18 protein-coding genes and 3 pseudogenes are annotated in these 24451 nt (G+C 49.2%); 4 read left to right on the forward strand and 17 right to left on the reverse strand.

From position 1 onward, the window contains the following. Positions 1 to 175: 175 nt before the first annotated feature. The 4 genes from dmpG to ilvD are packed head-to-tail and all read right to left on the reverse strand — an operon-like array spanning position 176 to position 5063. Positions 176 to 1186, reverse strand: a complete 1011-nt coding sequence (gene dmpG, locus LA360_RS28820; protein ID WP_112482536.1) for a 4-hydroxy-2-oxovalerate aldolase — start codon at positions 1184 to 1186, stop codon at positions 176 to 178. Next, positions 1183 to 2064: an acetaldehyde dehydrogenase (acetylating) gene (locus tag LA360_RS28825; protein ID WP_022202789.1), complete on the reverse strand. Its 882-nt coding sequence runs from the start codon at positions 2062 to 2064 to the stop codon at positions 1183 to 1185. The genes dmpG and LA360_RS28825 overlap by 4 nt, the downstream gene beginning before the upstream one ends. A gap of 18 nt (positions 2065 to 2082) precedes the next feature. Then, on the reverse strand, positions 2083 to 3354 hold the full coding sequence (locus LA360_RS28830; protein ID WP_022202788.1) for a GntP family permease: 1272 nt from the start codon (positions 3352 to 3354) through the stop codon (positions 2083 to 2085). A 29-nt stretch (positions 3355 to 3383) separates the two neighbouring features. Next, the gene (gene ilvD / locus LA360_RS28835; protein ID WP_022202787.1) at positions 3384 to 5063 is read right to left on the reverse strand and encodes a dihydroxy-acid dehydratase; all 1680 of its coding nucleotides are present in this window, start codon (positions 5061 to 5063) and stop codon (positions 3384 to 3386) included. Positions 5064 to 5273: 210 nt separating this feature from the next. On the opposite strand from ilvD, the gene LA360_RS28840 reads away from it, so the two are divergent. Further along, complete coding sequence (locus LA360_RS28840; protein WP_022202786.1) at positions 5274 to 6059, forward strand: IclR family transcriptional regulator; 786 nt, start codon at positions 5274 to 5276, stop codon at positions 6057 to 6059. Between the two features lie 191 nt (positions 6060 to 6250). On the opposite strand, the pseudogene LA360_RS28845 reads toward LA360_RS28840, so the two are convergent. The 6 genes and pseudogenes from LA360_RS28845 to LA360_RS28860 form a co-directional block, all read right to left on the reverse strand. Further along, positions 6251 to 6704, reverse strand: a pseudogene (locus LA360_RS28845) (hypothetical protein); the annotation flags it as partial. A gap of 333 nt (positions 6705 to 7037) precedes the next feature. Further along, positions 7038 to 7871, reverse strand: coding sequence for a restriction endonuclease subunit S (locus LA360_RS31740; RefSeq protein WP_243285757.1), 834 nt, complete (start codon positions 7869 to 7871; stop codon positions 7038 to 7040). A 49-nt stretch (positions 7872 to 7920) separates the two neighbouring features. After that, positions 7921 to 8286, reverse strand: a complete 366-nt coding sequence (locus LA360_RS32055; RefSeq protein ID WP_330657260.1) for an HsdM family class I SAM-dependent methyltransferase — start codon at positions 8284 to 8286, stop codon at positions 7921 to 7923. Next, positions 8283 to 8735: an N-6 DNA methylase gene (locus LA360_RS32060; RefSeq protein ID WP_081031225.1), complete on the reverse strand. Its 453-nt coding sequence runs from the start codon at positions 8733 to 8735 to the stop codon at positions 8283 to 8285. Before LA360_RS32060 ends, LA360_RS32055 begins: the two co-directional genes overlap by 4 nt. Beyond that, positions 8719 to 8949 carry a type I restriction-modification system subunit M N-terminal domain-containing protein gene (locus LA360_RS32065; protein WP_081031224.1) on the reverse strand — a complete coding sequence of 77 codons (231 nt, stop codon included), beginning with the start codon at positions 8947 to 8949 and terminating at the stop codon, positions 8719 to 8721. Before LA360_RS32065 ends, LA360_RS32060 begins: the two co-directional genes overlap by 17 nt. After that, on the reverse strand, positions 8928 to 10268 hold the full coding sequence (locus tag LA360_RS28860; RefSeq protein ID WP_022203323.1) for an ATP-binding protein: 1341 nt from the start codon (positions 10266 to 10268) through the stop codon (positions 8928 to 8930). The genes LA360_RS32065 and LA360_RS28860 overlap by 22 nt, the downstream gene beginning before the upstream one ends. 693 nt (positions 10269 to 10961) lie before the next feature. On the opposite strand from LA360_RS28860, the pseudogene LA360_RS32220 reads away from it, so the two are divergent. Next, positions 10962 to 11796 (forward strand): annotated as a pseudogene (locus LA360_RS32220) (IS91 family transposase); the annotation flags it as partial. 313 nt (positions 11797 to 12109) lie between these two features. On the opposite strand, the pseudogene LA360_RS28870 reads toward LA360_RS32220, so the two are convergent. The 3 genes and pseudogenes from LA360_RS28870 to melB form a co-directional block, all read right to left on the reverse strand. After that, a pseudogene (locus LA360_RS28870) lies at positions 12110 to 13683 on the reverse strand (IS1182 family transposase). A gap of 230 nt (positions 13684 to 13913) precedes the next feature. Beyond that, positions 13914 to 15863 (reverse strand): beta-galactosidase, encoded by a 1950-nt coding sequence (locus LA360_RS28875; RefSeq protein WP_022201732.1) that lies wholly within the window; start codon positions 15861 to 15863, stop codon positions 13914 to 13916. A gap of 4 nt (positions 15864 to 15867) precedes the next feature. Further along, positions 15868 to 17226 carry a melibiose:sodium transporter MelB gene (gene melB / locus LA360_RS28880; protein WP_022201733.1) on the reverse strand — a complete coding sequence of 453 codons (1359 nt, stop codon included), beginning with the start codon at positions 17224 to 17226 and terminating at the stop codon, positions 15868 to 15870. Positions 17227 to 17724: 498 nt separating this feature from the next. Here melB and LA360_RS28885 point away from each other — a divergent pair, with 498 nt between their 5' ends. Together LA360_RS28885 and LA360_RS28890 are read left to right on the forward strand one after the other, a co-directional pair. Beyond that, the gene (locus LA360_RS28885; RefSeq protein WP_022201734.1) at positions 17725 to 18771 is read left to right on the forward strand and encodes a LacI family DNA-binding transcriptional regulator; all 1047 of its coding nucleotides are present in this window, start codon (positions 17725 to 17727) and stop codon (positions 18769 to 18771) included. A 248-nt stretch (positions 18772 to 19019) separates the two neighbouring features. Further along, positions 19020 to 19199, forward strand: a complete 180-nt coding sequence (locus tag LA360_RS28890; protein WP_081031229.1) for a hypothetical protein — start codon at positions 19020 to 19022, stop codon at positions 19197 to 19199. A gap of 141 nt (positions 19200 to 19340) precedes the next feature. Here LA360_RS28890 and LA360_RS28895 read toward each other — a convergent pair whose 3' ends face one another. The 4 genes from LA360_RS28895 to xdh form a co-directional block, all read right to left on the reverse strand. Next, positions 19341 to 19526 (reverse strand): hypothetical protein, encoded by a 186-nt coding sequence (locus LA360_RS28895; RefSeq protein ID WP_112482534.1) that lies wholly within the window; start codon positions 19524 to 19526, stop codon positions 19341 to 19343. Positions 19527 to 19703: 177 nt separating this feature from the next. Next, positions 19704 to 21086, reverse strand: a complete 1383-nt coding sequence (gene hydA / locus LA360_RS28900; protein ID WP_022201736.1) for a dihydropyrimidinase — start codon at positions 21084 to 21086, stop codon at positions 19704 to 19706. A 118-nt stretch (positions 21087 to 21204) separates the two neighbouring features. Beyond that, positions 21205 to 21780 (reverse strand): GNAT family N-acetyltransferase, encoded by a 576-nt coding sequence (locus tag LA360_RS28905; protein WP_057572515.1) that lies wholly within the window; start codon positions 21778 to 21780, stop codon positions 21205 to 21207. Between the two features lie 73 nt (positions 21781 to 21853). Continuing rightward, positions 21854 to 24436, reverse strand: coding sequence for a selenium-dependent xanthine dehydrogenase (gene xdh / locus LA360_RS28910; protein ID WP_089774833.1), 2583 nt, complete (start codon positions 24434 to 24436; stop codon positions 21854 to 21856). Positions 24437 to 24451: the final 15 nt, after the last annotated feature.

Consider the following 24451-nt stretch of genomic DNA (forward strand, 5'->3'; position numbering starts at 1 on the left):
GTTATTTTATCACATTATGAGCGGAAAAGCATCACGTATCTGCCGTTTACCGGAGCCCAGGCATGTCCATGAGGACATCAGTATACTAGATTTTTTACAACGATATACCCGTCTTTGATTTTTCGTTCCTGCATGAACCTTTACATGGCCGCGCATTGTCAATACAATACTATAACTATAGCTTATTTTTTGATAATTCGTAAGCAACATCAACAATCATATCTTCCTGTCCCCCAACCATGCCGCGGCGTCCCAGTTCTATAAGGATATCTTTGATATCTATACCAAACCGGTCTGCGGCCCGGCGCGCGTGAAGAAGGAAGCTTGAATAGACCCCTGCATACCCCAGCATAAGGGAATCTGTGCGGATTACCTGCGGACGGCGCATCAGCGGCTCCACTGCTGTCGAAGCCACATCCATCATCTGATAGATATCCGCATTAATATCATAACCCATACGGTTAAGAACCGTACACAACACCTCAATCTGGGTGTTCCCCGCGCCGGCTCCCAGTCCCCTGCATGTGCCATCAATATATTCTGCACCCGCCTCAAGGGCAGCCAGACTGTTGCCCATAGCCAGCCCCATGTTGTTATGAGCGTGAAATCCGATGGGGACACTTACTGACTCCTTTAATGCTGAGATACGCCTGCGTACATCATCCGGAACCATATACCCGGCGGAATCTGCCAAATTAATATAATCAACCCCTTCCGCCTCAAAAATTCTTGCCTGCTCCACAATCTTGTCCGGTTCCGCCATATGGGACATCATCAGGAATCCTGCAACAAACAGGCCCTTGCCTTTGGCATACCGTATATGCTGAATCGATACATCCGCCTCTGTAACATGGGTTGCCACTCTCACTGCCCTGATTCCTGTATCCTCCGCCCGTTTCAAATCCTCTATCGTGCCCACGCCCGGCAGAAGCAGCACGGTAAGCTTGGCATTTTTAATCACCTCACTGGCCGCACGCAGCAATGTCAGTTCATCGACGGCAGAAAACCCGTAATTAATGGATGAACCGCCAATTCCATCCCCATGGCTCAGCTCTATAAAATCCACTCCGGCCCTGTCTAACCCGCCAGCTATCGCCTTCACCTGTTCAACTGTAAAACTATGGCTTACGGCATGGCTGCCATCCCGCAGGGTTGTATCTATTAAATTAATCCTTCTTCCACTCATGCCATCTCTTCCTTTCCATTCAGCAGTCTGGCCGCCACCTTTTCAGCCGTTGCCACAGCCGCCTGGTTAATAATATCCAGATTACCGGAATAGGCCGGAAGAAAATCTCCCGCACCTTCCACTTCTACAATAACCGTAACCTTATTTCCGTCAATAACCGGAGGCACGCGCAGACGGTAGCCCGGAACATAACTTTTTACTTCTTTTACAATTGCTTCTACTGATTCCCTTATTCTTGCTACATCCGGAGTCTTAACCAGTGCATATATTGTGTTGGTCATCATTAACGGAGGATTAGCTGGATTTAATACAATAATAGCCTTTCCTTTATCCGACCCCGCCACTATCTCCAGCGCCCTGGACGTAGTCTCCGTGAATTCATCTATATTGGCCCTGGTTCCTGGCCCGGCACTTTTAGATGAAAGTGCTGACACAATCTCGGTATACTCTGAATCAGCTGCACGATTAATCGCATAAGCGATAGGAACCGCGGCCTGTCCACCACAGGTCACCATGTTAAAGTTATCTGTATCAGATGGCAGGCTGTCCAGATTAACACATGGCACCACATAGGGACCAACTGCAGCCGGTGTCATATCCATAACAATTTTTCCCGCCTGCTTCAAAATAGGCGCGTTATGTAAATGTGCTTTTGCACTGGTTGCATCAAAAACAATTCGGATTTCATCATCAGCAGCCACTGCATCCACGCCTCTAATCGAAGTTTCAAACCCCAGTCCCGCAGCCCGCTTTATCCCCTCAGACTCCACAATACCGGCCATCAGCTTCATTTCCAGGTTGCTGCTCTTCATTATCTTATACATCAGATCGGTTCCTATATTACCTGGACCGATGATACCTGCTTTTATTTTTTTCACAGAAAATGCCTCCTAAAATTAAAATGTAAATCCTAATACACCGTAGACAAATGTTGCCACAACCGTCATACCCAATCCAATCAGCGACTCATACGGAATAATCTTAAGCCTTTCTTTGATTGACAGCTGCAGCGTTCCTGCACTGATATGGAAGAAGCTGCCATGGGGAAGACAGTCAAATACACAGCAGCCTGCATGAATCATTACTGCGGCCTGGACCGCCGTCACCTCTAAGGAAAGGATGGTTGGGCCGAATACCTGGGATGCCACGGTAGCTCCTGCTACACAGGATGCGGTAGCCCCACCCATAACAATACCAGACAACGGCGCCAGGATATATCCGGGGACTCCGGATACCTCCACAAGGTTAATCAGTGTATCTTTCAGTCCGGAATTAGAGATAATACCTGATATGGTTCCTGTTCCCAAAAGAAGCAATACAATGCCGCTCATTCTCTGAATACCCGTATTGGCGTACTTCAACATCTCCTTGGGCTTTCTGATAGCGATGGCGCCAATCACTCCTCCTATGGGCAGAGCTACAATAGGATCCATGGTAATATTGCAGATTGGACGGAGCATCAGCAGAATAATTGTGCAAAAGGGTCCGGCCAGCGCACGGCCAATGGAAGGAAGCTGCTTCATCTCAATAACCGCACTATTGACAGGCTTGGAACCCACCATTTCACCCTTATTCTTAAGTACTGTCATAAATATATATGTAAATGCAATTCCAGCTAATGCAGGAATCATTCCCCCCAGCACAACAGAGGTCATGGGAATACCCAGATTCTCTGATAAGGCAATGGTATTCGGATTAGGAGAAATAATATTACCGGCATGGATACCTCCAATCAGGGCAATAGTCGCAGCCGCCCTAGAGTATCTGGTAGAAGCAGCGATATCCAGGGCAATGGGAGCCACAATTACCACTACCACATCTCCAAAGGTTCCTACCGCCTGAAGGACCCATGCAGAAAGAATGATTGCCAGAAGAGCAAAACGACTGCCCATCTTTACAACAATCGTATGAGCAATGGTTTCCGCCGAACCAGATTCAATCAGGAATCCGGCCAGCATCCCGGCTGCAATGATACGCAGGATACCGGACGCCATGCCGCTTCCGCCGGACACCATCAGGCCGACTGTTTCTGACAGTCCTGCCCCTCCAATCAGTCCGCCTGCCAATGCGCCCAGCATCATGCCATATACCGGCGGGACCTTCAAAATAATTAATATAATTGCTATTACAAGTCCGGCGGCAGCGCCTAATGTACTTATTGTTGCCATAATATACCCCCGTCATATTGTCTATCTGATCAACACTGAATTACCGCACCTTTGTCTGCGGAAGAAGCCACTTTGGAATAAAGCCTTAAATAACCATTCGGAATCTCTTTTTCCGGTTTTACCCAATGTTTTCTGCGCTCACTGATGACCTCATCCGGGACATGGAGTTCAAGCTTTCCATCTATAACATCAATCAGGATCTCATCTCCGTCCTCTACAAGGGCCAGCGGACCGCCTTCTGCTGCTTCCGGCGAGATATGCCCTACAAAGCATCCGTTATTTGTCCCGGAAAAACGTCCGTCCGTAATAAGGGCCGTATCCATTGCCAATCCCATGCCATAAATATACTTCATGGCCTTAAACATCTCTCTCATTCCGGGGCCTCCTTTGGGTCCCTCGTATCGAATAACCACAACCTCCCCCTTCCGGATCACACCACCCAGAATCGCTGTTTCCGCTTCTTCCTCTGAATTAAAGCATCTGGCCTTTCCCGTAAAACGGTGGAGAGGAGGAGCAATAGCACCCGGTTTAGAGATTGCTGTATCAGGCGCCAGATTTCCTGATAATACGGCAACACCGCCTGTTACGGAGAATGGATCATCCACTGTCTTAATGATTTCACGGTTCTCCGGATACCAGTACACCTGCTTTTTAAGGTTTTCATCCACAGACTCCCCGGTACATGTGACGGCGCTGCGGTCAATAATATCAGCCAGATGATCCATTACCCGCGAGATTCCGCCTGCGCGGTAAAATGCTTCCATATCCCACTTCGCTGCCGGATTCACTTTCGCAATCTGAGGTGTTGTCAGATTCAGCTTTCTGAACTCCTCCACCACGTTCATATCCAGTTCCGCCTCATTGGCAATGGCTGCAATATGAAGTACAGCATTGGTAGACCCGCAGATCGCCATAGTTACTTTAATAGCATTGCGAATAGACTCCTCTGTGATAACCTTTCTTGCCGTAATGTTGTTCATTACCAGTTTCACAATAGCGCGTCCGGATTCAAAAGAAGACTTCAGGCGTTCCCCATAAGGAGCCGGTATCAGGGCGCTTCCAGGCAGGCTCATACCCATTGCTTCCGACACACAGCACATGGAATTTGCAGTGCCCAGGAATGAGCAGGACCCACACCCCGGACATGCCGTATTCTCAAGTGCGCGGTATTCTTCCTCTGTAATCTTCCCGGAACGGGTCATGCCCTTTGCCTCATCAATGGATGTCAGGTCTGATTTCCTGCCATCAAATTCGATTCCCCCCAGCATGGGACCGCCAACGCATACAATAGCCGGAATATCCAGACGCGCCGCAGCCATAAGCATACCGGGAACTATTTTATCGCAGGAAGCCAGAAGAACAATGCCATCAAGCCGGTGGGCCTGCACCATAACCTCAATGGAATTACAGATAATTTCCCTTGATGGAAGAATATAATTCATGCCTATATGCCCCTGCGCCACTCCATCACAGCAGCCAATTGTTCCGAACTCTACCGCAGTTCCCCCCGCACTGTAAATTCCCTTTTTTACAAACTCATTCACCTGATTCAGATTAAAATGTCCAGGAACGCAGGTATTCCATGTATTGGAAATACCTATAAGCGGCTTGTGATCCAGTTCATAATCAGAATACCCCATAGACTTAAAGAGAGAGCGGTAAAAGGGACTATCCTCACCATGCATAATTTCATTGCTTCTAAATTCCATGCATATCCTCCTTATAAAGATGTTTTTTGTTCTATATTATAGAACTTTATTCTATATTGTAATAGTATATTGTTTTTATAATTACGTCAATGACAATTAAACACAAAATTACAAATCATTTTTGTACATGTTGTATAAGTTAAAAAATAAAACGGTTGAATTATTCTGCTTAAGATGATAAATTACTATTTAGATAACAGGAGGTATATTATGGCAACAACAAAAATCATCCAATCTTTAGAGCGCGCCATGTCCATTTTGGAACTTTTTCAGAACAGTGTGGTAGAATTAAGCTTAAAGGACATTTCCGAGAAGTTGGAATTAAATAAAAGTACCACCTTTGGCCTTGTGAACAGTCTTGCGGCACTGGGCTATCTTTTACAGAACGAAGATAATCAAAGGTACTGCCTTGGGCCTAAGATATTGTGTCTCACCAATGCGCTTAAAATGAATAATGTCCTGATACGGATTGCACATCCTTTTCTTGAACAGCTCTCTCACAAATATCATGAAACGGTACACAGTGCAGTACAGTCCGATAACAGCGTCATTTACCTGGATAAAGTAGAATCGGACTCATCTATTTTTATCAACACTCAAATGGGTGTTAAAAACTACATGTATTGTACCGGCGTAGGCAAATGCCTTTTGTCTTACAAAACAGAAGCACAAATTGACCAAATCCTTTCCTTCCCCCTCAAGGCAAAGACATACAATACAATCACCCGGAGAGAAGCGCTATTAAACGAGCTGAAGCTAAGCCGGGAGCGCGGATATTCTATGGATAACGAAGAAATTGAAATTGGTCTCACATGTGTGGGTTTCCCTGTTTTTAAAGGTTTTGAAGATCCTGGCTTTGCCATCAGTATATCCGGAGCAACCGGCAGAATTCTGGACAAATTACATAGTACAGATCTGATCCACGACATGCAGGCTGCTGCCGCAGCAATGTCATGGCAGATCTATAATTATCAGCTTCCTGATGTCAACCTATGAAATGTAGAATACAGAGGTGTATCGAATGCCCGGCTACCATGAACAGCAGGATATAAAATCAGGTCCTTTCCCACTGCCCGCCTCAAGGCAGGCGACCACCCGAGAAAGCTGCTCGTAAGGCAGTTCGCTTCTGGTGTCGTCCAGAATCTTCTTTTCAGATATCAACCCGTTGACGATAGAAATCATGGACCATTCGCCAGCTCTACATCACAGGCCAGACAGCACAGTTCCAGAAAGGCATAGGCTTTGCCCACCGTCTCAAAGCCGTTGAAGCTCCTGTCAAACCGGAGCATATAGTCATAGGCTTTCAGCTCCAGGCAGTTCACTGTCCGGTTCGCCTCGCAGACCTCGAAAATGCCCACCGGCACTTCCTCATAAGAGCCGTCCGCAAGCTGCAGGTGGTAGGACAGTTCCACCTTCGCGTCCTTCAGCGTGTACCGGTCGATCTTAGAGTACAAATAAATACCCATCTCGGCGGCATACACCGTCCCCAGCTCGATCTTCCGAACTGCCGCAGCACTGCGCCGTGACATACCCGCTCCCCTTCACGATATCGTCATAGGTGAACGGATACTCCACTCCCGCCTTCGTCGTGATCTTCCCCGTCCAGTAAAAGTTTCGGGTGTTCTCCTGCACCGCCTGCAGGAATTCCCCTTGCGAATATCTTCTTCATTCTTTTTCAGCTCAATTTCCCAGAGCCGCAAGCGGTTCAGAATGCTGAATGCTTGCTTAACCGCCATACCGCTATCTCCCGATGCAGCCACCCCCAATGTAGTGGGCATCAGCATACCATTCCGAAACGGTATGGGAACGACCATGCTTTTAAGCGCATCGTGGACATCACAAAGTCCATCAAAACACCTCGAATCCAGTTGGTTTAGGAATCGTCTTCTATCTGCTGCATCACTAATTGTCCATTTTTAATATCCACATATTCTTCTGAAACCCGAAAATCCTTCGGGTATTCTATTTTTGCTATTACATATGATGCCGCAAATTCCAATATAAGAATGACCACCGTTGCAAGAACGACATATCCCAAGATACATATAGATGGTACTGTTGATGGTTCTGCGAAAATAGAACAAATATAGCCGATTGCAATATCCAGAAAGGCGCAGATATTTTGTGGTTCAGCGTTGTCAATTCCTCTTGCCGTAAGGCTATAGTCTCTTCCACTTTATCCAGAGTAGCAGCAATTCTTCGCTGTTCATTTATCGGGGGGAGGCTTATCGGAAACTCACTCAAAATAGAAAACTTGAGGTTGTCCCGCACACTGCCAGTTGTATATGACCTTATAATTCTTTCACTGACATCGAACACTACATATAGCGGACTGACTATAACTCTATCCTCACAACTTTGCCAATCGACAGAACCCACGTTGATTCTGGAGGGGTTATATGCAAAGAAGCCCCGAGGCCCAATTTTGTATGTAGTCTTATCTTTGCTCGCCACTTCTTTGCTGAAATATCCGGTGCAAAATCCCTGCTCATTCGTTACACTGTTAACTGGGATGTTTTCTCCGTTTTTGTTGCGTTCAGAATACTCTGTAATGACAGATCCGAGTTTAATTATCATAGCATCCCCCCTCAGTTCTATCAACCTCTTCTGGATCTCAGTTTCCAAGGTATCCAATTTGTCCAGAATTTCTGCCGTAGAGGGGTACTCTACCGTCACATACTCCGTCTTTTTATACTTGTTTATGGACAAGTCATATCCATTATCTACGATTTCCTGTTTCGGCACAAAGAAGCTCTGTTCAGTGCGCATTACGATTATTAAACCTTGCAATAATATCCGAAATGTCATTCTCCCTGATATACAGAACGCTTATCGTCCAGACTGTAGCCGTCTGCCTTCATGTCATAGAACCAGACATCCTCTCCACCAACTCACGGCGGATCGCCTGACGCGCCTTAGAGGAACCAAAGAGAACGCCATCGGGAACAATACAAGCGCAGCGACCGCCCACTTTCAGCATCTTAGTGAATAGCGCTACAAAGAGCAATTCTGTCTTTCTGGTTTTGCACAGTGCCAGCAGATCCTTACTGATTTCCTCTTGGAATACACTGCCGGTAAATGGCGGGTTTGCCATGATAAGGGAATACTGGTCACGCTCGGTGTTCTCGCCGGAAAGGGAGTCCTGATAGGTGATGTGCGGATCCTCAACGCCGTGGAGCATCATATTCATAGCTAATCCGCAGCCTGGACTGGTCGGTATCAAAGCCGGAGAGCAGACCGGACTTGAAGTAACGCATATTGTCGGTCTTCATCAGTTCCTTTTTCTGATTCTCGCTGATATAGGCTGCGCTGAATGGAGTCCTTGAGAGCGGGCTTCATCAGCGCCACCATCATATTGATGATGTGCCGGTGTGTACGGAACTGGCCGTTTTCACCGGCAGCGGCAATTTTACCGAGAAGGTACTCGTAAACATCGCCCATAATATCCTTGTTGTTCATATCCATGGCATCAATGCCATCAACAACCTTGGCAAGCACCTTTGCCGTAGGGATCAGAAACACAGTGTCTTTCATATAGCGGCTGAAAGCAGTATCCTTGCCTTCACCGATGGTTCTGATGAGAAACACATAGGTTTGGATATTGGTCAGCATCTGGCCAGGTTCAAAGTTGTGAAACACATTCCAGCGAAGGTTTTTATATTCTGTTTCCACACGGGGGCTCTCGCTGATCACACAAATCCTGGAACACCTTGCTTTTCTGCGGAACACCCAGCAGATTGGCATTAGCCTCCGCTTTCAGCTGATTGTCATCCAACAGCTTCATAAACATCAAATAGGTGATTTGCTCCAGAACAGTAATGGGACTGGTAATACCTCCAGTCCATATGGTGTCCCAATTGTTTTTTACTTGTTTTTCTGCTCCAATGCCAGCCCAATCAACCGATCTGCATGGTCTGCCATGAACAGTGGAATATTCAGTACATCATCGTCCATCTTCAGATTATCCAGAGAGAACCGTACACGGAGCTTCACTTGATCTGGGAACAACTCCTTGAATTTCTTGAGACTCTTGCTGGTGGTGTTGGTCTCGGATTTGACCTCTACAGGGAAAATGTCATTTTCTCTCTGAATGAGGAAATCTACCTCGTAAGGAGGATTGTTCTGGCTCCAGTATCGGGGAATCACTTCAAACTGCGTGATTAAGGTCTGAAGCACAAAGTCCTCGGTAAGAGCGCCTTTGAATTCCGTGAACAGGCGGTTGCCTTCACCAAAGGCTGTAGGAGCCAGCTGCGCCAGACGGCGGAGTAGACCCACATCCACCAGATAAATCTTAAAGGCAGAAAGGTCATCGTAGGCAGCCACAGGCAGGCCGGGAGCGGAGCTGCGGTAGATTTTGTGCACCAGACGGGAATCTACCAGCCACTGCAGGGCATCTTCGTATTCACGGGCTCTTGCGCCCTCTTTGACAACTTTGTAGATAAACTTCTTGTTTTCTCTTGCCAGCTGAGACGGTATGGATTTCCAAATCATAGAGATCTTCGGGAACTCACTGATATTGGGATGCTTGGCAAAATCCCGCTCGTAGGTGCCAATGATCCCGGACAGGGCTTCCTGCATGGCAGCTACATCCCGTGCCTCCGTCCACATCAGAACGGATTCGGGCATACCGCCGGTCACATAGTACATCTTGAGTTTTTCATAAAGAGGATTAAAGAAAGCATCGGGGATCGGCTCAATGGTGTCAACAGTCTCCAAATACTTCGCCAAATTCTCATCACCGTTGGCGAGCAGGAACTCTATAAAGGTCATAGGATCGATCTGCATGAAGTTGACCTTGCCCACAGGGAAAGACGAAGGTTTCGCCAGGGCAATTCCCAACAGAGAACCGGCACAGGCAATGTGATACTGCGGCGCATTCTCGCAGAAATACTTCATGGAGTTGATGACCTTGGGGCAGTCCTGTACCTCATCGAAGATGATGAGTGTCTTTTCCGGTATAATCTTCTGACCGCTGGCCAGCATCAGATTCTGCAAAATCCGATCTACATCCTTGGTGGTTTCAAAGAACTGCTTATATTCCTCATTTTCATCAAAGTTAAAATAGGCGGTATTTTCATAATAGCGTCTGCCAAATTCTTTAAGAATCCAGGTCTTGCCCACCTGGCGCACGCCTTTTAATATCAGAGGCTTGCGGTAGGGTGAATTCTTCCAATCCAGCAGCTTATTCAAAATCAATCGTTCCATAGATACACTCCTTCACACTTTTATTGGAGTTTTCGTGGTTCCAAATCATATTTTTATTATATGCTAATCGTTTTGAAATTACAACCAAAATCACAAAGTTATTGAGATTTTAGGGACTTCTATCACATTTTTCTAGGAAGGGAGCGGCATCTCGGAAATATAAAACTCTCATTTATCACCGTTATATTAGTTTTAAACAGCCTCTCTTCCCATATACAACAAAGTCCCGTCTGCTTTTTTCGAGAATTTGGCAAAAAATTCATCATAAGCAATCCAGCTTTCCCTTGGGTAATTGGCATGGGACTATACATAATATACGACTTTACAACTTTTAAGAAAAAAATATCGTACAGGACACTTTGGTGTATAATTAGTTTGCCAACAAAATATACAAAGGAAAGTGACCCTGTACGACAAACTCATTATACAACGAAAAGAACCTGTTTGGTAGACTTCAACAATATTTTTCCATCTATATTTAAAACGTTTTCTTCCCCTGCCGCGGAGACTTTATTTCTACTGGCTTTATCCATACTTGCCATGGAGTCGGCGGATTCCATCCGTTCCCTCTACCGACATTTTTTGTCTGGCATCACCCAAAAGTCACTGACTGCTTTTTATTATGCCTGTTCCTACTCCAAAGCAGACTATTCCAGATTCATGAATGTAATGGCATCCCTGGCTTTAAAACTCATTCCTGAAGAACTCCGCATCTTTTTTCTTAAGGACCATTCCCTTCTTAACTGCCTGTTTCATTCGGTCAGGGATGTCATCCTGCGTATGTTCTTCAAGCTTAACAAGTCCAAAAACTTTAATTCTGGCTTTATCTGCGTCCCGCATACCTTCGGGAGGGATTTGAAATGGAATCCTCACATCCATGCCCTGATTTCCCAAGGCGGGGCTGGTAACTTCACTGCCTGGCGCCCTCATACTCACTTTGATTATCGCTTCCTGCGCCTGTCCGTAAAGTCCTTTTGGAGCAGCTCTCCCTTAAACTTGGACCGTCTTTTAAGAAACTTAAAAACCAGATTTACAAAGACCATCCCGATGGGTTTTATGTCAGGGCCAAACCCAATCCGCGCTCCCCTGATATCACTATTAAATATATCAGCAGATATCTGGGCCGGCCCGTCATTGCCACTTCCAGGATTGATGCCTATGATGGGACTTCTGTGACATCCACTATCAGCGCCATGAGGACCATGAAACTGTGACCGAATGCATCCCCGCCATTGACTTTATCAAACGCCTGATTGTACATATCCCTGACAGACACTTTAAAATGGTCCGCTGCTATGGGATTTATGCAAAGCACCATAAACAGGAAAAAAATCTCCGGAAATGTTTATCCCCTCAGAAGCAGCGTTATCTTTCCAGGCTTCTGGATTGGCGTAATTCAATCCTTCTGGCTCTTGGCTATGATCCGCTCAGATGCCCGGAGTGTGGCACTTCTATGTTGGTTTTAGAAGTTTACCACAAAAAAACTGCACTGTTTGAACGCTATCGAAAGGCTATGGGATATGGATAGCTCCATACGCCTTATTCTTTCTCTACCGTCAGATAGTGCAGCCTAAACCAAAAACAAAAAACTACATAGGCAACGTCATGGCGAAGTTACATCTTCGCTTTTTTGCTATGCCATTTTTTATTTCAAGTCTATTATACACTATCTTGGCCGATTTGCGAAGTTTCCTGAAAAGGAACAAATGGGGGCTGTGAAAAAATAGAGTAGACGGACTCTATTTCCCACAGCCCCCTCACTTTTTGATCCGGAGGTCTGTTACTTCCCTAAAAAAGCATATACCTCCCCCTTACCCCCATGAAAAGCGGGCCTTCCTTCTTTATGCCGCAATGGCAGCTCTTTTCCTTTTGTTTCTGAATTTATAGAGATTATGCCCTATGGAGACCAAATATATTTCCAAACTCACTCGCTTTAGCTTTCTTCTTACCACACGTTTGTACCATCGGTCATACTTTATGATTCCAAATGTCCCTTCCGCCTGGATTGAACGGTTCATCCGCAGCAGTGCTCCATGGATACTTTCCAGGTTTTCCACTACTTCCTGGTACATACAGCTCAGCTCCCGGTTCACACACACCATCCGGTTCTTGTCTGGCTTTTTACATTGTTCCTTATACGGACATCCGCCGCAGTCCTCACACGTATAGTATTCTTCCTGACGTCCATACCGGTTCCCTTTCACCGCTTTCCTGTATGCAAAACGGAACTTCTTTCCCCATGGACATATCAGGGTCCCATCCGGACCCGGCTTAAAGTTCACCGCACGGAACGGATTCTCATGATATTCTTTCTCTTTTGTCTCTTTTTTGTACATCGGGAATTTCATGTACTTTTCCATCCCGTGTTCCTGACAATAAATATAATTGTTGTACGAACCGTATCCCGCATCAGCTACCGGATATTTCGGATAAAATCCATACAGCTCCCTGAATTTCTCCATCAGCGGCACAAAGCAGTCCATATCCGACCGGTACTGCTTCACATCGATGACCGCTATATATTCATCCGCTGCCCCAATCTGAATGTTATATGCCGGGAGCAGCTGGTCGTTTCCCATGTAGTCCTTTTTCATCCGCATAAACGTGGCATCATGGTCCGCTTTGGAATAGCTGTTGCGTTCCGGGCCGCAGATCCGGATCTTTTTCACATATTCTTTCAGCTTTTGTGTGTATTCTTTCAGCTTCTCGTAATATCTCTGCTCCCTGCTCTTGCGATGGCCTCTGCCGTGGACGAACGCCTCCTCGTCGATCCGGCACTGAAAAGCGTATCGTCCAAGAATCATCTCCAGACCCTGCGGAGTATATTCTGTGTTCGTCTCAACCTTCAGTCCGGTATAGGCCAGGTCCTCATTGATCTGATCCAGCAGCTGTGTGATTTTCGCAAACAGCCGGTATCTGGATTTCTCCGTTGCTTTTTTCCATACCCAGCTGTATTTGTTCGCATTTGCCTCAAATTTTGAGCCGTCTATATAAAGATGTTCCAGATCCACGGCGTCTTTTTTTCGGATATACTCCATAACGGCACGGAAAATATCTTCGGCCTTTCCGTCGATTTCATTATTAATAAAGTATCCGAAGGAGCGGTAACCGGGTGTTTCGTAATCCATCAGGTACATATAACGGATATTGGTTCTGCACCGGTCCTCCAATTCCCTTAAACTTGCGTATCCTGTGTCCATAAAGCCGAATAAGATTGTTTTAAGCATATTGACCCGATTATATCCCGGCCTGCCATACGGTATAATGGTTCCGGCCTGAGATACTGTTCTATTCCGATCTCCTCCATGATCTGGTCAAATACCAATACCGGATCGCAGATATCCAGACTATCTGCAAGAAATACTGGAAATCTTCCCTGCTTTGGACTATAATAAGACATGGTATTATTTTTCATGACAGATAAATTATACCAACAAAAAAAGAACGTTTCCAGGGTAAAACCTGAAAATGTTCTTTTTTTGTTAAGGGGCTTTTTTCACAGCCCCTTTTATGAGCATTTAGTAATGGAAATCAAATTGAGGGTTATACTTATTCCAGACATGCTGAGTGAAAATCGATAGGGCTTTCATGCTGGATCAGGCTCTGTGGCGAACTCAAAACAAGCGTTCCTGCTATGTGTAAGGCTTAAAGCAGCTCCACTGTGCAACCGAAAGGAGGCAGTGTCTTATTCTGGAAATGTACCTCGTGGTCATTATGGTTGATGAGCATGCGAACCTTCTGCTCCGCACTACCCCGGATCATAATCTCTACCCCGTCCTCGGAGGGAGTTGTCTCAATCTGGTTGTCGGCCAATATGGTACCCATTAGCTTGGCAGTGGTACCCTCATCTAAGGCACAGCCAAGGTAGTACACTGTTCCCGCGCCCTGTTTTCTCCGAGTGACAGCGGCAAATTTGGTGTAGAAGGTGTCCGCGTAGCGATATAGCACCTCAGCATCCCGGGCTTCCAACATGTCCCGGAAGATACCGCCGAAGCCCTGGCTGCCGGCGAATGCTCCCTGGCCTTCCACAGGGAAGGCGTTCAGGTCCTGAAGACTCTCGGTTTCTGTAACCGTTACCCCGGTCAGCCCAGTGTAGCCTACGGGGACAATTTCACCGACGGGGATATTGTTATCGGCATCTTTCACCGCATTCCGATAGGTGAGGACCAGGGTGCCGCCATTCTGGACGAAAGCTTCCGCCTTAGTCCGGAACTCCGGCTTCGTAATAATCAGCTGGGGCAGTAAGACAACCTTGTAGCCAGACAAATCTGCCTCTGCCGGGATAACGTCCACCGGGATATTGCCATCATAAAAGGCCTTATACAGCTTTTTCATCTCCCCTGCGCAATCCAGCAGAATACTCTGGCGCTGAATACGGAAGCTGGCCAGGGAGTCATAGTCATAGACGATGGCCACGTCACTGTGAATGGGGGCGTCCATGGCCTGGGCATATTGGCTGATATCCCGGAAGAAGCTCTGGACCTCGTAGAATTTCCGCCCCTTCACATTGTCCGCATCCAACACACCGTAGCAGAACTGCTCGGCCCCCTTGGTAGCTCCCCGGTAGCGGAAGTACATCATGGAGTTGCATCCATGGGCCATGCCCTGGTAAGACCACATCTTTGCCTGGTTGGGCCGGGGAAGGAAACCGGTAACATCGTGGCCCTGGGCACCCATAATGGCCTCGGTGATCCAGAAGTTCTTTCTGCTCAGACCCCGGATATAGTCCAGACCAAAGGCGATCTCGTGGGGAGGAATCGGCACCTTCTGCCCACCCCAGACGGGGTAATTGTTGTAAGCTACGACATCCAGGCTCTTGGCCACCTGGGAGTAGTCCACATGCTTATCCAGGCCGCCGCCGGGGAAATCGTGCATGACCACAGCTTGGGGATCCACCTCATGGACCAGGTGGGCCTGGAAGTCCATGAAACGGCAAATGCTCAGACTTCGGAACCGTTCCCAGTCCAGCCGCAGGGCAGGGTTGTGAGTGGTGATGGTCTCAGCGGGGAGAGGAATTTCTTCAAAGCTGTTGTACTCCTGAGACCAGAAGGTGGTGCCATAAGTATCGTTCAGCTTGTCAATGTCTCCCCCAAATTTTTCGCTCAGGAAACTCTGAAACGCCTTTTGGCATTGGGGACACCAGCACAAATCGCTCCCTTCGTGGCCGATCTCGTTGTCAATCTGCCAGGCCACAATCTGCTTTTCACCTCTGTAATGGCCCACAAGGGCGCGAATGATTTTCTCAGAATACTCATACATCTCCGGGCTGTTAAAGCAGTAGACGTGACGTCCGCCGAACGTCCGCTTCTGTCCGTTCTCAAATTGAGAGAGAATACTGGGGTGCTTTTTCGCCAGCCAGGCAGGGATGGTAGCGGTGGGTGTGCCCATGATCACCTTCAGACCCTTTTCTTTGGCCTTGGCGATGACGCCGTCAAAGAAGGAGAAGTCATATTGCCCCTCAACCTTCTCCATCAGATGCCAGGAAAACTCAGCGATCCGGATCACATTTCCGCCCATTTCCCGGATGGTGTCCATGTCAGCCTCCATCAGGGCGGGGTCCCACTGCTCAGGGTAGTAGTCAACTCCTAACCACATGTGTTTACTGCTCCTTTCTTGCCCGCAGCTCGCGGACCATCTTATTGTAGAACTCACCCGTCAGCTTGTAGCCGCTCTTATAGAACACATAGCACAGAGCGGACAGAATCGCGGGGATAATGATCATAATAACCTTCAGGCCCATGATGGTGCCCGCGCCGGGCGTAACGCCTGCTTTCCAGCCGATGAGAGTCAGGCCGATGCCGCTGACGAAACCGGAGAACGCGCCGGCGAATTTCACAATGAAGGTCTGCATGGAAAACAGGATCGACTCGTTCCGAGTGCCCAGGGAGTACTCGCCGTAATCCACCACGTCGGCCAGCATGACCGTAATAAAGACCAGCATAAAGCCGATGCCGTAGTTAACCACCGCGGAGGAGACGCCCACAGCGGCGATGCTGGAGGGAGCGACGATGCCCACAACGAACAGCAGCAGGAAGCCGGCCACCGGCAGGAAGCAAGCCAGGAAGAACGCCTTTCCGCGGCCAATGAACTTGGTAACCATGGGGAATGTGAACTGAGCGGCCATCTGGGCAATACCGGCCACGCCAGTGTAAACGGGGTACAGAGCCTCAATGCCAATCGCGTAGCTGAAGTAGTACAGGGAAAAGGAGTTGGACAACTGATAGGAAAAATTGAAGAACAGCGCAATGCCCAGAATGACCTTCACCTGGTCGTTGGCGATGAGGACATGCAGCATGCCCTTGGCAGTGGTTTTCTCCGCGCTCTTCGTGACAACTTTCTCTTTGCAGTTTATCACAGTGATGGCGGAACATACAACAAAAATCACACTGACCATCATGGCGAAATAGGCAAAACCAATTTTACGGTCGCCGCCGCCAGCCGTGTCGATAATTTTTAAGCCGAAGGAACCTACGATCAGCCAAGCAAAAGAGGCGAACAGACGGGGGATCGCGGACACCTGACTGCGCTCATTTTCATCGTCCGTCAGGGCGGGAACCATGGACCAGTAGGGGATATCATCAATGGTATAGGTCATGCCCCACAGAATGTACAGTACAGCGCAGAAGGCCAGGAAGGTGTTGCCCTCAAAGTCTACGTTCCAGAACATCAGGGCCAGGACAATGGCGTTAAGTACAGTGCCGATCATGATCCAGGGGCGGAATTTGCCCCATTTGCTCCGGGTATTGTCCACCACCATGCCCATAAAGGGGTCGTTAAAAGCGTCCCAGATTCGGGCCACCATAAACAGGGTGCCCACAAAGGCGGGAGCGACAAAGCGCACATCGGTCAGATAGAACATGAACAGGTTGCCAACCAAAGCATAGACCAGGTCCTTGCCAAAGGCACCGACGCCAAAGCTGAGCTTTGAGCGCCAAGACAGTTTTTCCAGCTGCTGCATAACTTACCTCCATAAATTTATAGTATTTTTTCGCCAAGCGCTCTTTTTACGGTGGGCCCTCCCGTGAAAAGTCGTTCTTTGAAGTGCAGGTAAACTTTACTCCAATATTTACTAAAAGTCAATAGATTATACAAATATATTTTACTAAATATTTTACTTTCGTGAAAAGTGCACAAAAATTAGGGTGTATTTTTGACATCTAAAGCCAGGCCATGTAGGAAGAACGTTCTCTTGATCTTGAAATTTCTGCTGTCAACCCCCCCAATACTATCAGGACTTGTTCTTATTACTCTGGCAATTAAAAAATCGCAAACTCCGGCATGAGAACTATTGAAATTTCAGCGTTTCCGGGCATCATCATTTTGGAAAAGTACGATTATCTAATTGCCGGAGTAATAAACCGACTGCAATCCGGTTGGCCGCTCCGCACTTGACTTTTTGTAAAAAAGCAGTAAAATAAAGTAAATAATTAGCTGTAAAGACAAGGAGTGAGACACGATGACCACCTTGAAGGATATTGCTCAAATTGCCGGTGTAGCCCAGGGTACGGTCTCCCGTATTTTGAATCAGGATCCAACCTTGTGCGTCACTGGTGAGACGCGAGAACGAGTTATGCGTATCACAGAATCCCTGGGCTATAAAAAAAACACACTCCGGACCGCATCGTCAGCTCCAACAGAGCAGGAGAAGCGGATCGGCGTTGTGCAAATGTTTGATATGGAGGAGCTGCGGGAGGATATCTACTACCTTGCCCTGAAAAATATCCTGGATGAGGAATGCTTCTCCCGGCAGTGGATTACAGTCCCCCTCTACCGGGATGAGCGGCGTCGTTTTGTCCGGCGGGATCAGGCGCCTCTGGATGGCTTGTTTGCCATAGGGCGCTTCACACAGAAAGAAGTGGCCAGCTTCCACGAGTATACGGACAACATCGTTTTTTTGGACTCGGATCCGGAGCCTATGCGGTATTATAGTATTTTACCCAACTATCATCTGGCAGTCCAGCTGGCACTGAAGCATCTGCGGATAAACGGCCATCAACTGATTGCCTATCTGGGCGGCGTCAACACCTTCGGCGACCACAAAGAGCTGACGATGGACCCCCGTTTTTACTATTACCGGGCCAGTCAGGCTAACCGGGACAGTTATGACCCATCGCTGGTGTTGGACTGTGAAATGAACGCAAAAAGCGGCTATGCCGCTATGCGGAACTTTTTGGAAACGTATGGCCGGCCGCCCGAAGCGATGTTTATTGCCAGCGACTCCATTGCACCAGGAGCCATGATGGCTCTGCGGGAACGGGGGCTGCGGGTGCCCGAGGATATCAGCATCGTCACCTTTAATAACACCGTATTGTCGGAGTATTCTGATCCTCCTCTCACTTCTATTGAACTGTTCATGCGTGAAAATATTCGGGCTGCTGCCTTCTGTATGCAGCTTCTCTGGCAGGGGAATGTCCGGGGCAAGCGAATTGTGGTTCCTTGCGAACTGGTGTCCCGAGGAAGTGTTGCCCCTGCCCCAACTGATAGTCCACCATCTGAACTATGATCCGAATGAACTTGGCATTAGGTGGAGCGTCACAATCAGTAATACCCTACGTCGATCCAGCCAGGGGAGGGGTTGTCCAACAGGTCGATGACACACACTTTTGCTCTCTGTTCTTCAAACTCTTCGCAGATACATTTGCCAATGCCCTTCGCACCGCCAGTGTTACCGGACAGGAAAACAGGAGCACAAGGCACAGTCCCGTCATCGCAAAGGGCAGATTTCGGCAAATTCCCCCGCTGATGTCCTCCATGGCGAACTGTATCTCCTCCTGGTATATTTTCCAGCTATACGGCGTCACCTCCCAGCATTTCGTGCTCCAGGACAAAACGCACCTGGTGTTCATCAATGAGGCGCTTCCCCTGCTGGCCAGCACATCGGCGGTGACGCTGGGGCGGTTATTTCTGCATTTTATTACTATCCTTACCTAATGTATATCCGAGTCCGAAGCAGGGATTCCCTTACGGGTTTCTATGTAAACGGAGGGTCACAGTAGCATTTACAAAAAAGGCTGTTTTATCACAAAAAAATCCCATGCCAGGACACTCTGCCCGGCATGGGATTTTTTGTGGTCAGCGATGGAATTCTTTCTTTTTTTCCAGTTCTTTTTCCAATGGTACAACGCCTAAAATCCGGTCAACGTTATCCTTTGCTGTCTGGTATTCAACCATTGCTTTCCTGGCCTCTTTAAATTCTTCATACTTCTCTTTTTTCTCTGCCAGAAGAGAAGCATATTCGTAAGCGCAAAATAAACCCACGGAGTGACAACATCTGACTTTTCTTTCATAATAGTTGTTAGAGATGCAAGCATTTTACTACATTATGGATGGAGGATGAATTTATGTGGGCTAAACCTGTTTCTGTCGATGACAATACCGCCTGATTATGGAATGCAGATCCAGTGGTCTTACAGACTATCAATGGTGTTATGCTGCCTACAGCGCATACTTCCCGCGCTTCACAAACCTCCCGGCCTTTTCAACCACCACCTGATGGTCCTTCACCACCTGGGTGCCGCGCAGGAACACGCTCTCTATACGTGCCGTCAGCTTCCTTCCCTCAAAGGGGGCGTAGTCCACATTCTGCACCTGGTCCGCTGCCGTGACCGTATCCTCTACACCGGTACGCATGACAACGATATCCGCGTCGCTTCCAGGGGCAATGACTCCCTTTTCGGGGTACATTCCATAGAGCTTGGCGGGATTTTCCGACAGAAGCTGGCACATCCTTTCCCTGGTAATCCTTCCCGCGTCCACGCCGTAGGTGAAGAGCAGCGTACCCCTTGTCTCTACCCCCGGCATTCCTCCCGGAATCTTTGTAAAGTCATCCTTCCCCAGCGCCTTCTGCGCTGTGGTAAAGCTGCAGTGGTCCGTGGACACGGTCTGGATGGTCCCGTCCGCCAGAGCCCTCCACAGGCGCTGGGAATCCTCCGGTTTCCTCAAAGGAGGCGCGCACACATATTTTGCCCCTTCCATGCCCGTAAGCCCGTACAGGCTGTCATCCATAAGCAGATACTGGGGGCAGGTCTCCGCGTATACCTTCTGGCCCCTTCTCCTGGCCTCCATAATGACGTCGCAGCCCTCCCGGCAGGTAAGGTGCACCACAATCACAGGGATATCCGCCACTTCCGCCAGCCTGAGCAGCCTGTCTATGGCCTCCGCCTCTGCGGCAGCGGGTCGGGTGGCCGGGTGGCTTTCCACGCCCATCCTTCCGGCAGCCTTTGCCTCTGCCTGCAGGGCAGCTATCATGCCGCTGTTCTCACAGTGAACACCGGTGATTCCTCCCACCTCCTTAAGCCTGCGCAGAATTTCAAAGATGGTTTTATCGTCCACCTGGGTATCGTATGTCATGTACAGCTTAAATGAGGTGATTCCCTCTTCCATCATGTCGTCCAATTCCCTGCTGACCGATGGGTTCCAGTCCGATATGGACATGTGGAATCCGTAATCGCAGGAGCACCTGCCGTCCGCTCTTTCATGCCAGTTCCTGAGGCCGTCAGCCAGGCTCTCCCCTGTGTACTGTGTTCCGAAGTCCACGATGGTGGTGGTGCCGCCCCTGACAGCCGCCTTGGTTCCCGTGGCAAAATCATCTGCCGTGACAGTTCCCGCCACATGGAGGTCAAAATGGGTGTGCGCATCAATAAATCCCGGAAAGAGAAGGCAGCCTTCCACATCCACAACCCGGGTATCCTTGTCTGCCAGATGCCCGATTTCCTCCCCGGTTCCCACTGCCGCCACCTTTTCCCCGTCAATGAGCACATCTGCCTTGAAACTGCCGCTTCCGCCAACAACAATTCCGCCTTTTAATACCTGCTTCATATCCATCACTCTCCTGTTCCGTCTGTCAATATAAATATATTTCCCAGCTTGCTCTCCTTCTGCCATGGCTTTCAGACGTGTTACCCTTGAGCAGTAACTGCCATGGCCTTCGGACGTGTTACCCTTGAGCAGTAACTGCCATGGCCTTCAGCCGTTCCCCGTCAATCCGGTACACGGTCCAGTCACTCATGGCCTGGGCGCCCATTCCCAGATAAAAGTCAATGCTTGGCTTATTCCAGTCCAGGCACCACCACTCCAGACGTCCGCAGCCCCGCTCCACCGCAATGGCTGCCAGCCGGTTCAAAAAGGCGGTTCCGAAGCCCTGGCCCCGGTACTCCGGACGCACATACAAGTCCTCCAGATAAATGCCGGACCTGCCCAGGAATGTGGAGAAATTATGGAAGAACAGCGCAAATCCAACTGCCTCCCCATCCTTCATCCCCAGAATCACCTCTGCTTTTTCCTTTTCAAACAGCCACTGATTCAGCAGCTCCTCTGTAGCCACCACCTGGTCCAGCATTCCCTCGTAATCAGCCAGCTCTTTTATGAACCTGAGAATCAGGTTTACGTCCTGAGGTTCTGCAAACCGGAATTCAACGGCCTTATTCGTCATTCTATGTCCCATTCCGTGCTCCATTTCATGCTCCATTCCGTGCTCCATTTCATGCCCTGTCCCTTCAAGGTTGTTGTCCATAATATCGTCTCCTCATGCGGAACAAGCGAAAAGCAGATGGACTGCCTTTCGCTGTTCATTTCCAATGTTATTTTTACCTCTTCTTTGAATAATAAGTGTCATCCATGGGAAGCGCTGTCCGCAGAATATGGTCCTTTGCGTAATAAGCTCCCTGTGCCGCCGGGGCGGTCGGTATGGTGGCTATCTCCCCGATTCCCTTTGCGCCGTACGCAAAGGGCAGCAGCTCTTCCTTCTCCACATAGATTGCATGGATATCAGGAATCTGGGTGGAGCGCATGAGTCCCAGGGTGCCGTATTTAGCCTGGGGAACGCCATTCTTTAACGGGAAGTCCTCGGTCAGGGCATAGCCCAGTCCCATGAGAACGCCACCCTCAATCTGCCCCTGTATGGAAATGGGGTTCACTACCTTTCCGGAGTCATGGGCAGCATACACTTCCTTTACCCTGCCGTCGTCGTCTAACACCACCACATGGGTTGCAAATCCGTAAGCCACATGGCTCTTTGGATTGGGCACATCCGCCCCCAGCTTATCCGTGGGGTCAAAGAATTCCGCAAAGAACTCACGGCCTTCCAGCTGGCTTAAGTCCCCTCCCGCTTCCTGCAATGCCTCATTCAAATCAGCGGCAGCCATCCTGATAGCCTCGCCTGTAATCAGGGTCTGGCGGGAACCGGATGTGGTTCCTGAATCAGGCGCCACCTCGGAATTGGCCCCCATATTCCTGATCAGTTCCTTTCCAAGGCCGGTTGCCTCGGAAACCATCTGTACGAATACAGTGGCGCATCCCTGTCCGATATCGGAGGCAGCGCTGTATAACTCAATCTTTCCGTCGTGGACAGCCAGCTTTGCCCGGCCTTTGTCGGGAAGTCCCACGCCCACGCCCGCGTTCTTCATGGCGCAGGCGATTCCGGCTCTGCCCGGATTGCTCTCATAGGCATCCTTTACAGCCAGAAGGGTTTCCTTAAGGGCTGTGGAGCAGTCCGCAATCTGCCCGTTTGGAAGCACCTTGCCCGGTTCAATGGCATTGCGGTAGCGGATTTCCCATGGGGAAATCCCCACCTTCTCCGCTAAAAGGTTGATGTTGGACTCCAGGGCAAATTCACTCTGGCACACACCGAATCCGCGGAACGCGCCCGCGGGCGGATTATTGGTATAATAGCCGAAACCGCGGATATCCGTGTTTTGGTAGCAGTAAGGCCCAACAGAGTGGGTACACGCCCTCTCAAGCACGGGGCCGCACAGTGACGCATAGGCCCCTGTATCAAAATAAATCTCACAATCCAGTCCGGTAAAGATACCGTTCTCGTCGCATCCCAGGGTAAACGTGCCCTCCATTGCATGGCGCTTTGGATGGAAGCTTAAGGATTCCTGTCTGGAGAATACCACCTTTACCGGCCTCTGCACCTTGAGGGCTGCCAGGGCTGCTATGTGCTGTGTGGATACATCCTCCTTGCCGCCGAAGCCGCCGCCCACCAGCTTGTTTTCCACAACCACCCGGTCCGGATCCCAGCCCAGCATGATGGATATTTCCTTCCTGGTATCGTAGACGCCCTGGTCTGTGGAATATACCTTCACGCCGTCCTTGTAAGGAAAGGCCACCGCGCATTCCGGTTCCAGGAAAGCGTGTTCGGTAAAGGGCGTGCGGTAAGTCTGGGTCACCACATACCTGGAATTCTCCAGAGCCTTCTTTGCATTCCCCCTGGTAACATGACGGCTCTGGCACAGGTTTCCCTTCTCGTGTACCTTGGGCGCGTCCTCTGCCATGGCTTCCTGGACAGAGCACACGGGTTTCAGCTCCTCATAATCAATCTTTACCATCCTCTTTGCCTTCTCAAGGATGTCTCTGGACTCGGCAACCACCAGACAGATAGCATCGCCCACGCACCGGGTGATATCTCCCTTTGCAATCATTACGTCCCAGTCCTGCTGGAGATGGCCTACCTTGTTATTGGGGACATCCTCGGCCGTAAGCACAGCCAGCACGCCAGGAAGCGCCGCCGCTTTCTCGTAGTTGATATCCAGAACCCGCGCCCGCGGATACCGTGAGCGTACAGCCGAAGCATATACCATTCCCTCCATCACCACGTCATCCGGGTACTCGCCGTAGCCCAGCACCTTTTCCCGCACATCCAGGCGGAAGGCGCGCTTGCCCACGCCGTACTCGTCTCCCTTTTCCAGGGACTCCTCAATCCGGGCGTCGCCTCTCAGGATGGCTGCCGTCAGCTGGATGCCTTCGATAATCTTCTTATATCCTGTACAGCGGCAGATATTTCCCTTTAGCGCTACCTTGATTTCCTCCTCAGTGGGGTCCGGGACGCGGTCAATCAGCGCCTTTCCGGCCATCACCATGCCCGGCGTACAGAATCCGCACTGCACGGATCCCATTGCTCCAAAGGCGTACACAAAGGCTTCCTTTTCCGCGTCGCTTAACCCCTCCGTGGTAATGATGTTTTTGCCCACTGCCCGCCTGGTTGTCAGGACACAGGACTTGACGGCCTTTCCGTCCACTACGATTGTACATGTACCGCAGGCGCCTTCGCTGCACCCGTCTTTGACAGAATGAAGGTGAAGGTCATCCCTCAGATAGCGCAGAAGCGGTTTATCCTCGCTGGTGCAGCGTTCCACTCCATTTACTGTAAAACAAAAGTTCTCTCCCATTTTATGCCTCCTGCC

The organism is Enterocloster clostridioformis (genome assembly GCF_020297485.1).
GTDB classification, from domain to species: domain Bacteria; phylum Bacillota; class Clostridia; order Lachnospirales; family Lachnospiraceae; genus Enterocloster; species Enterocloster clostridioformis.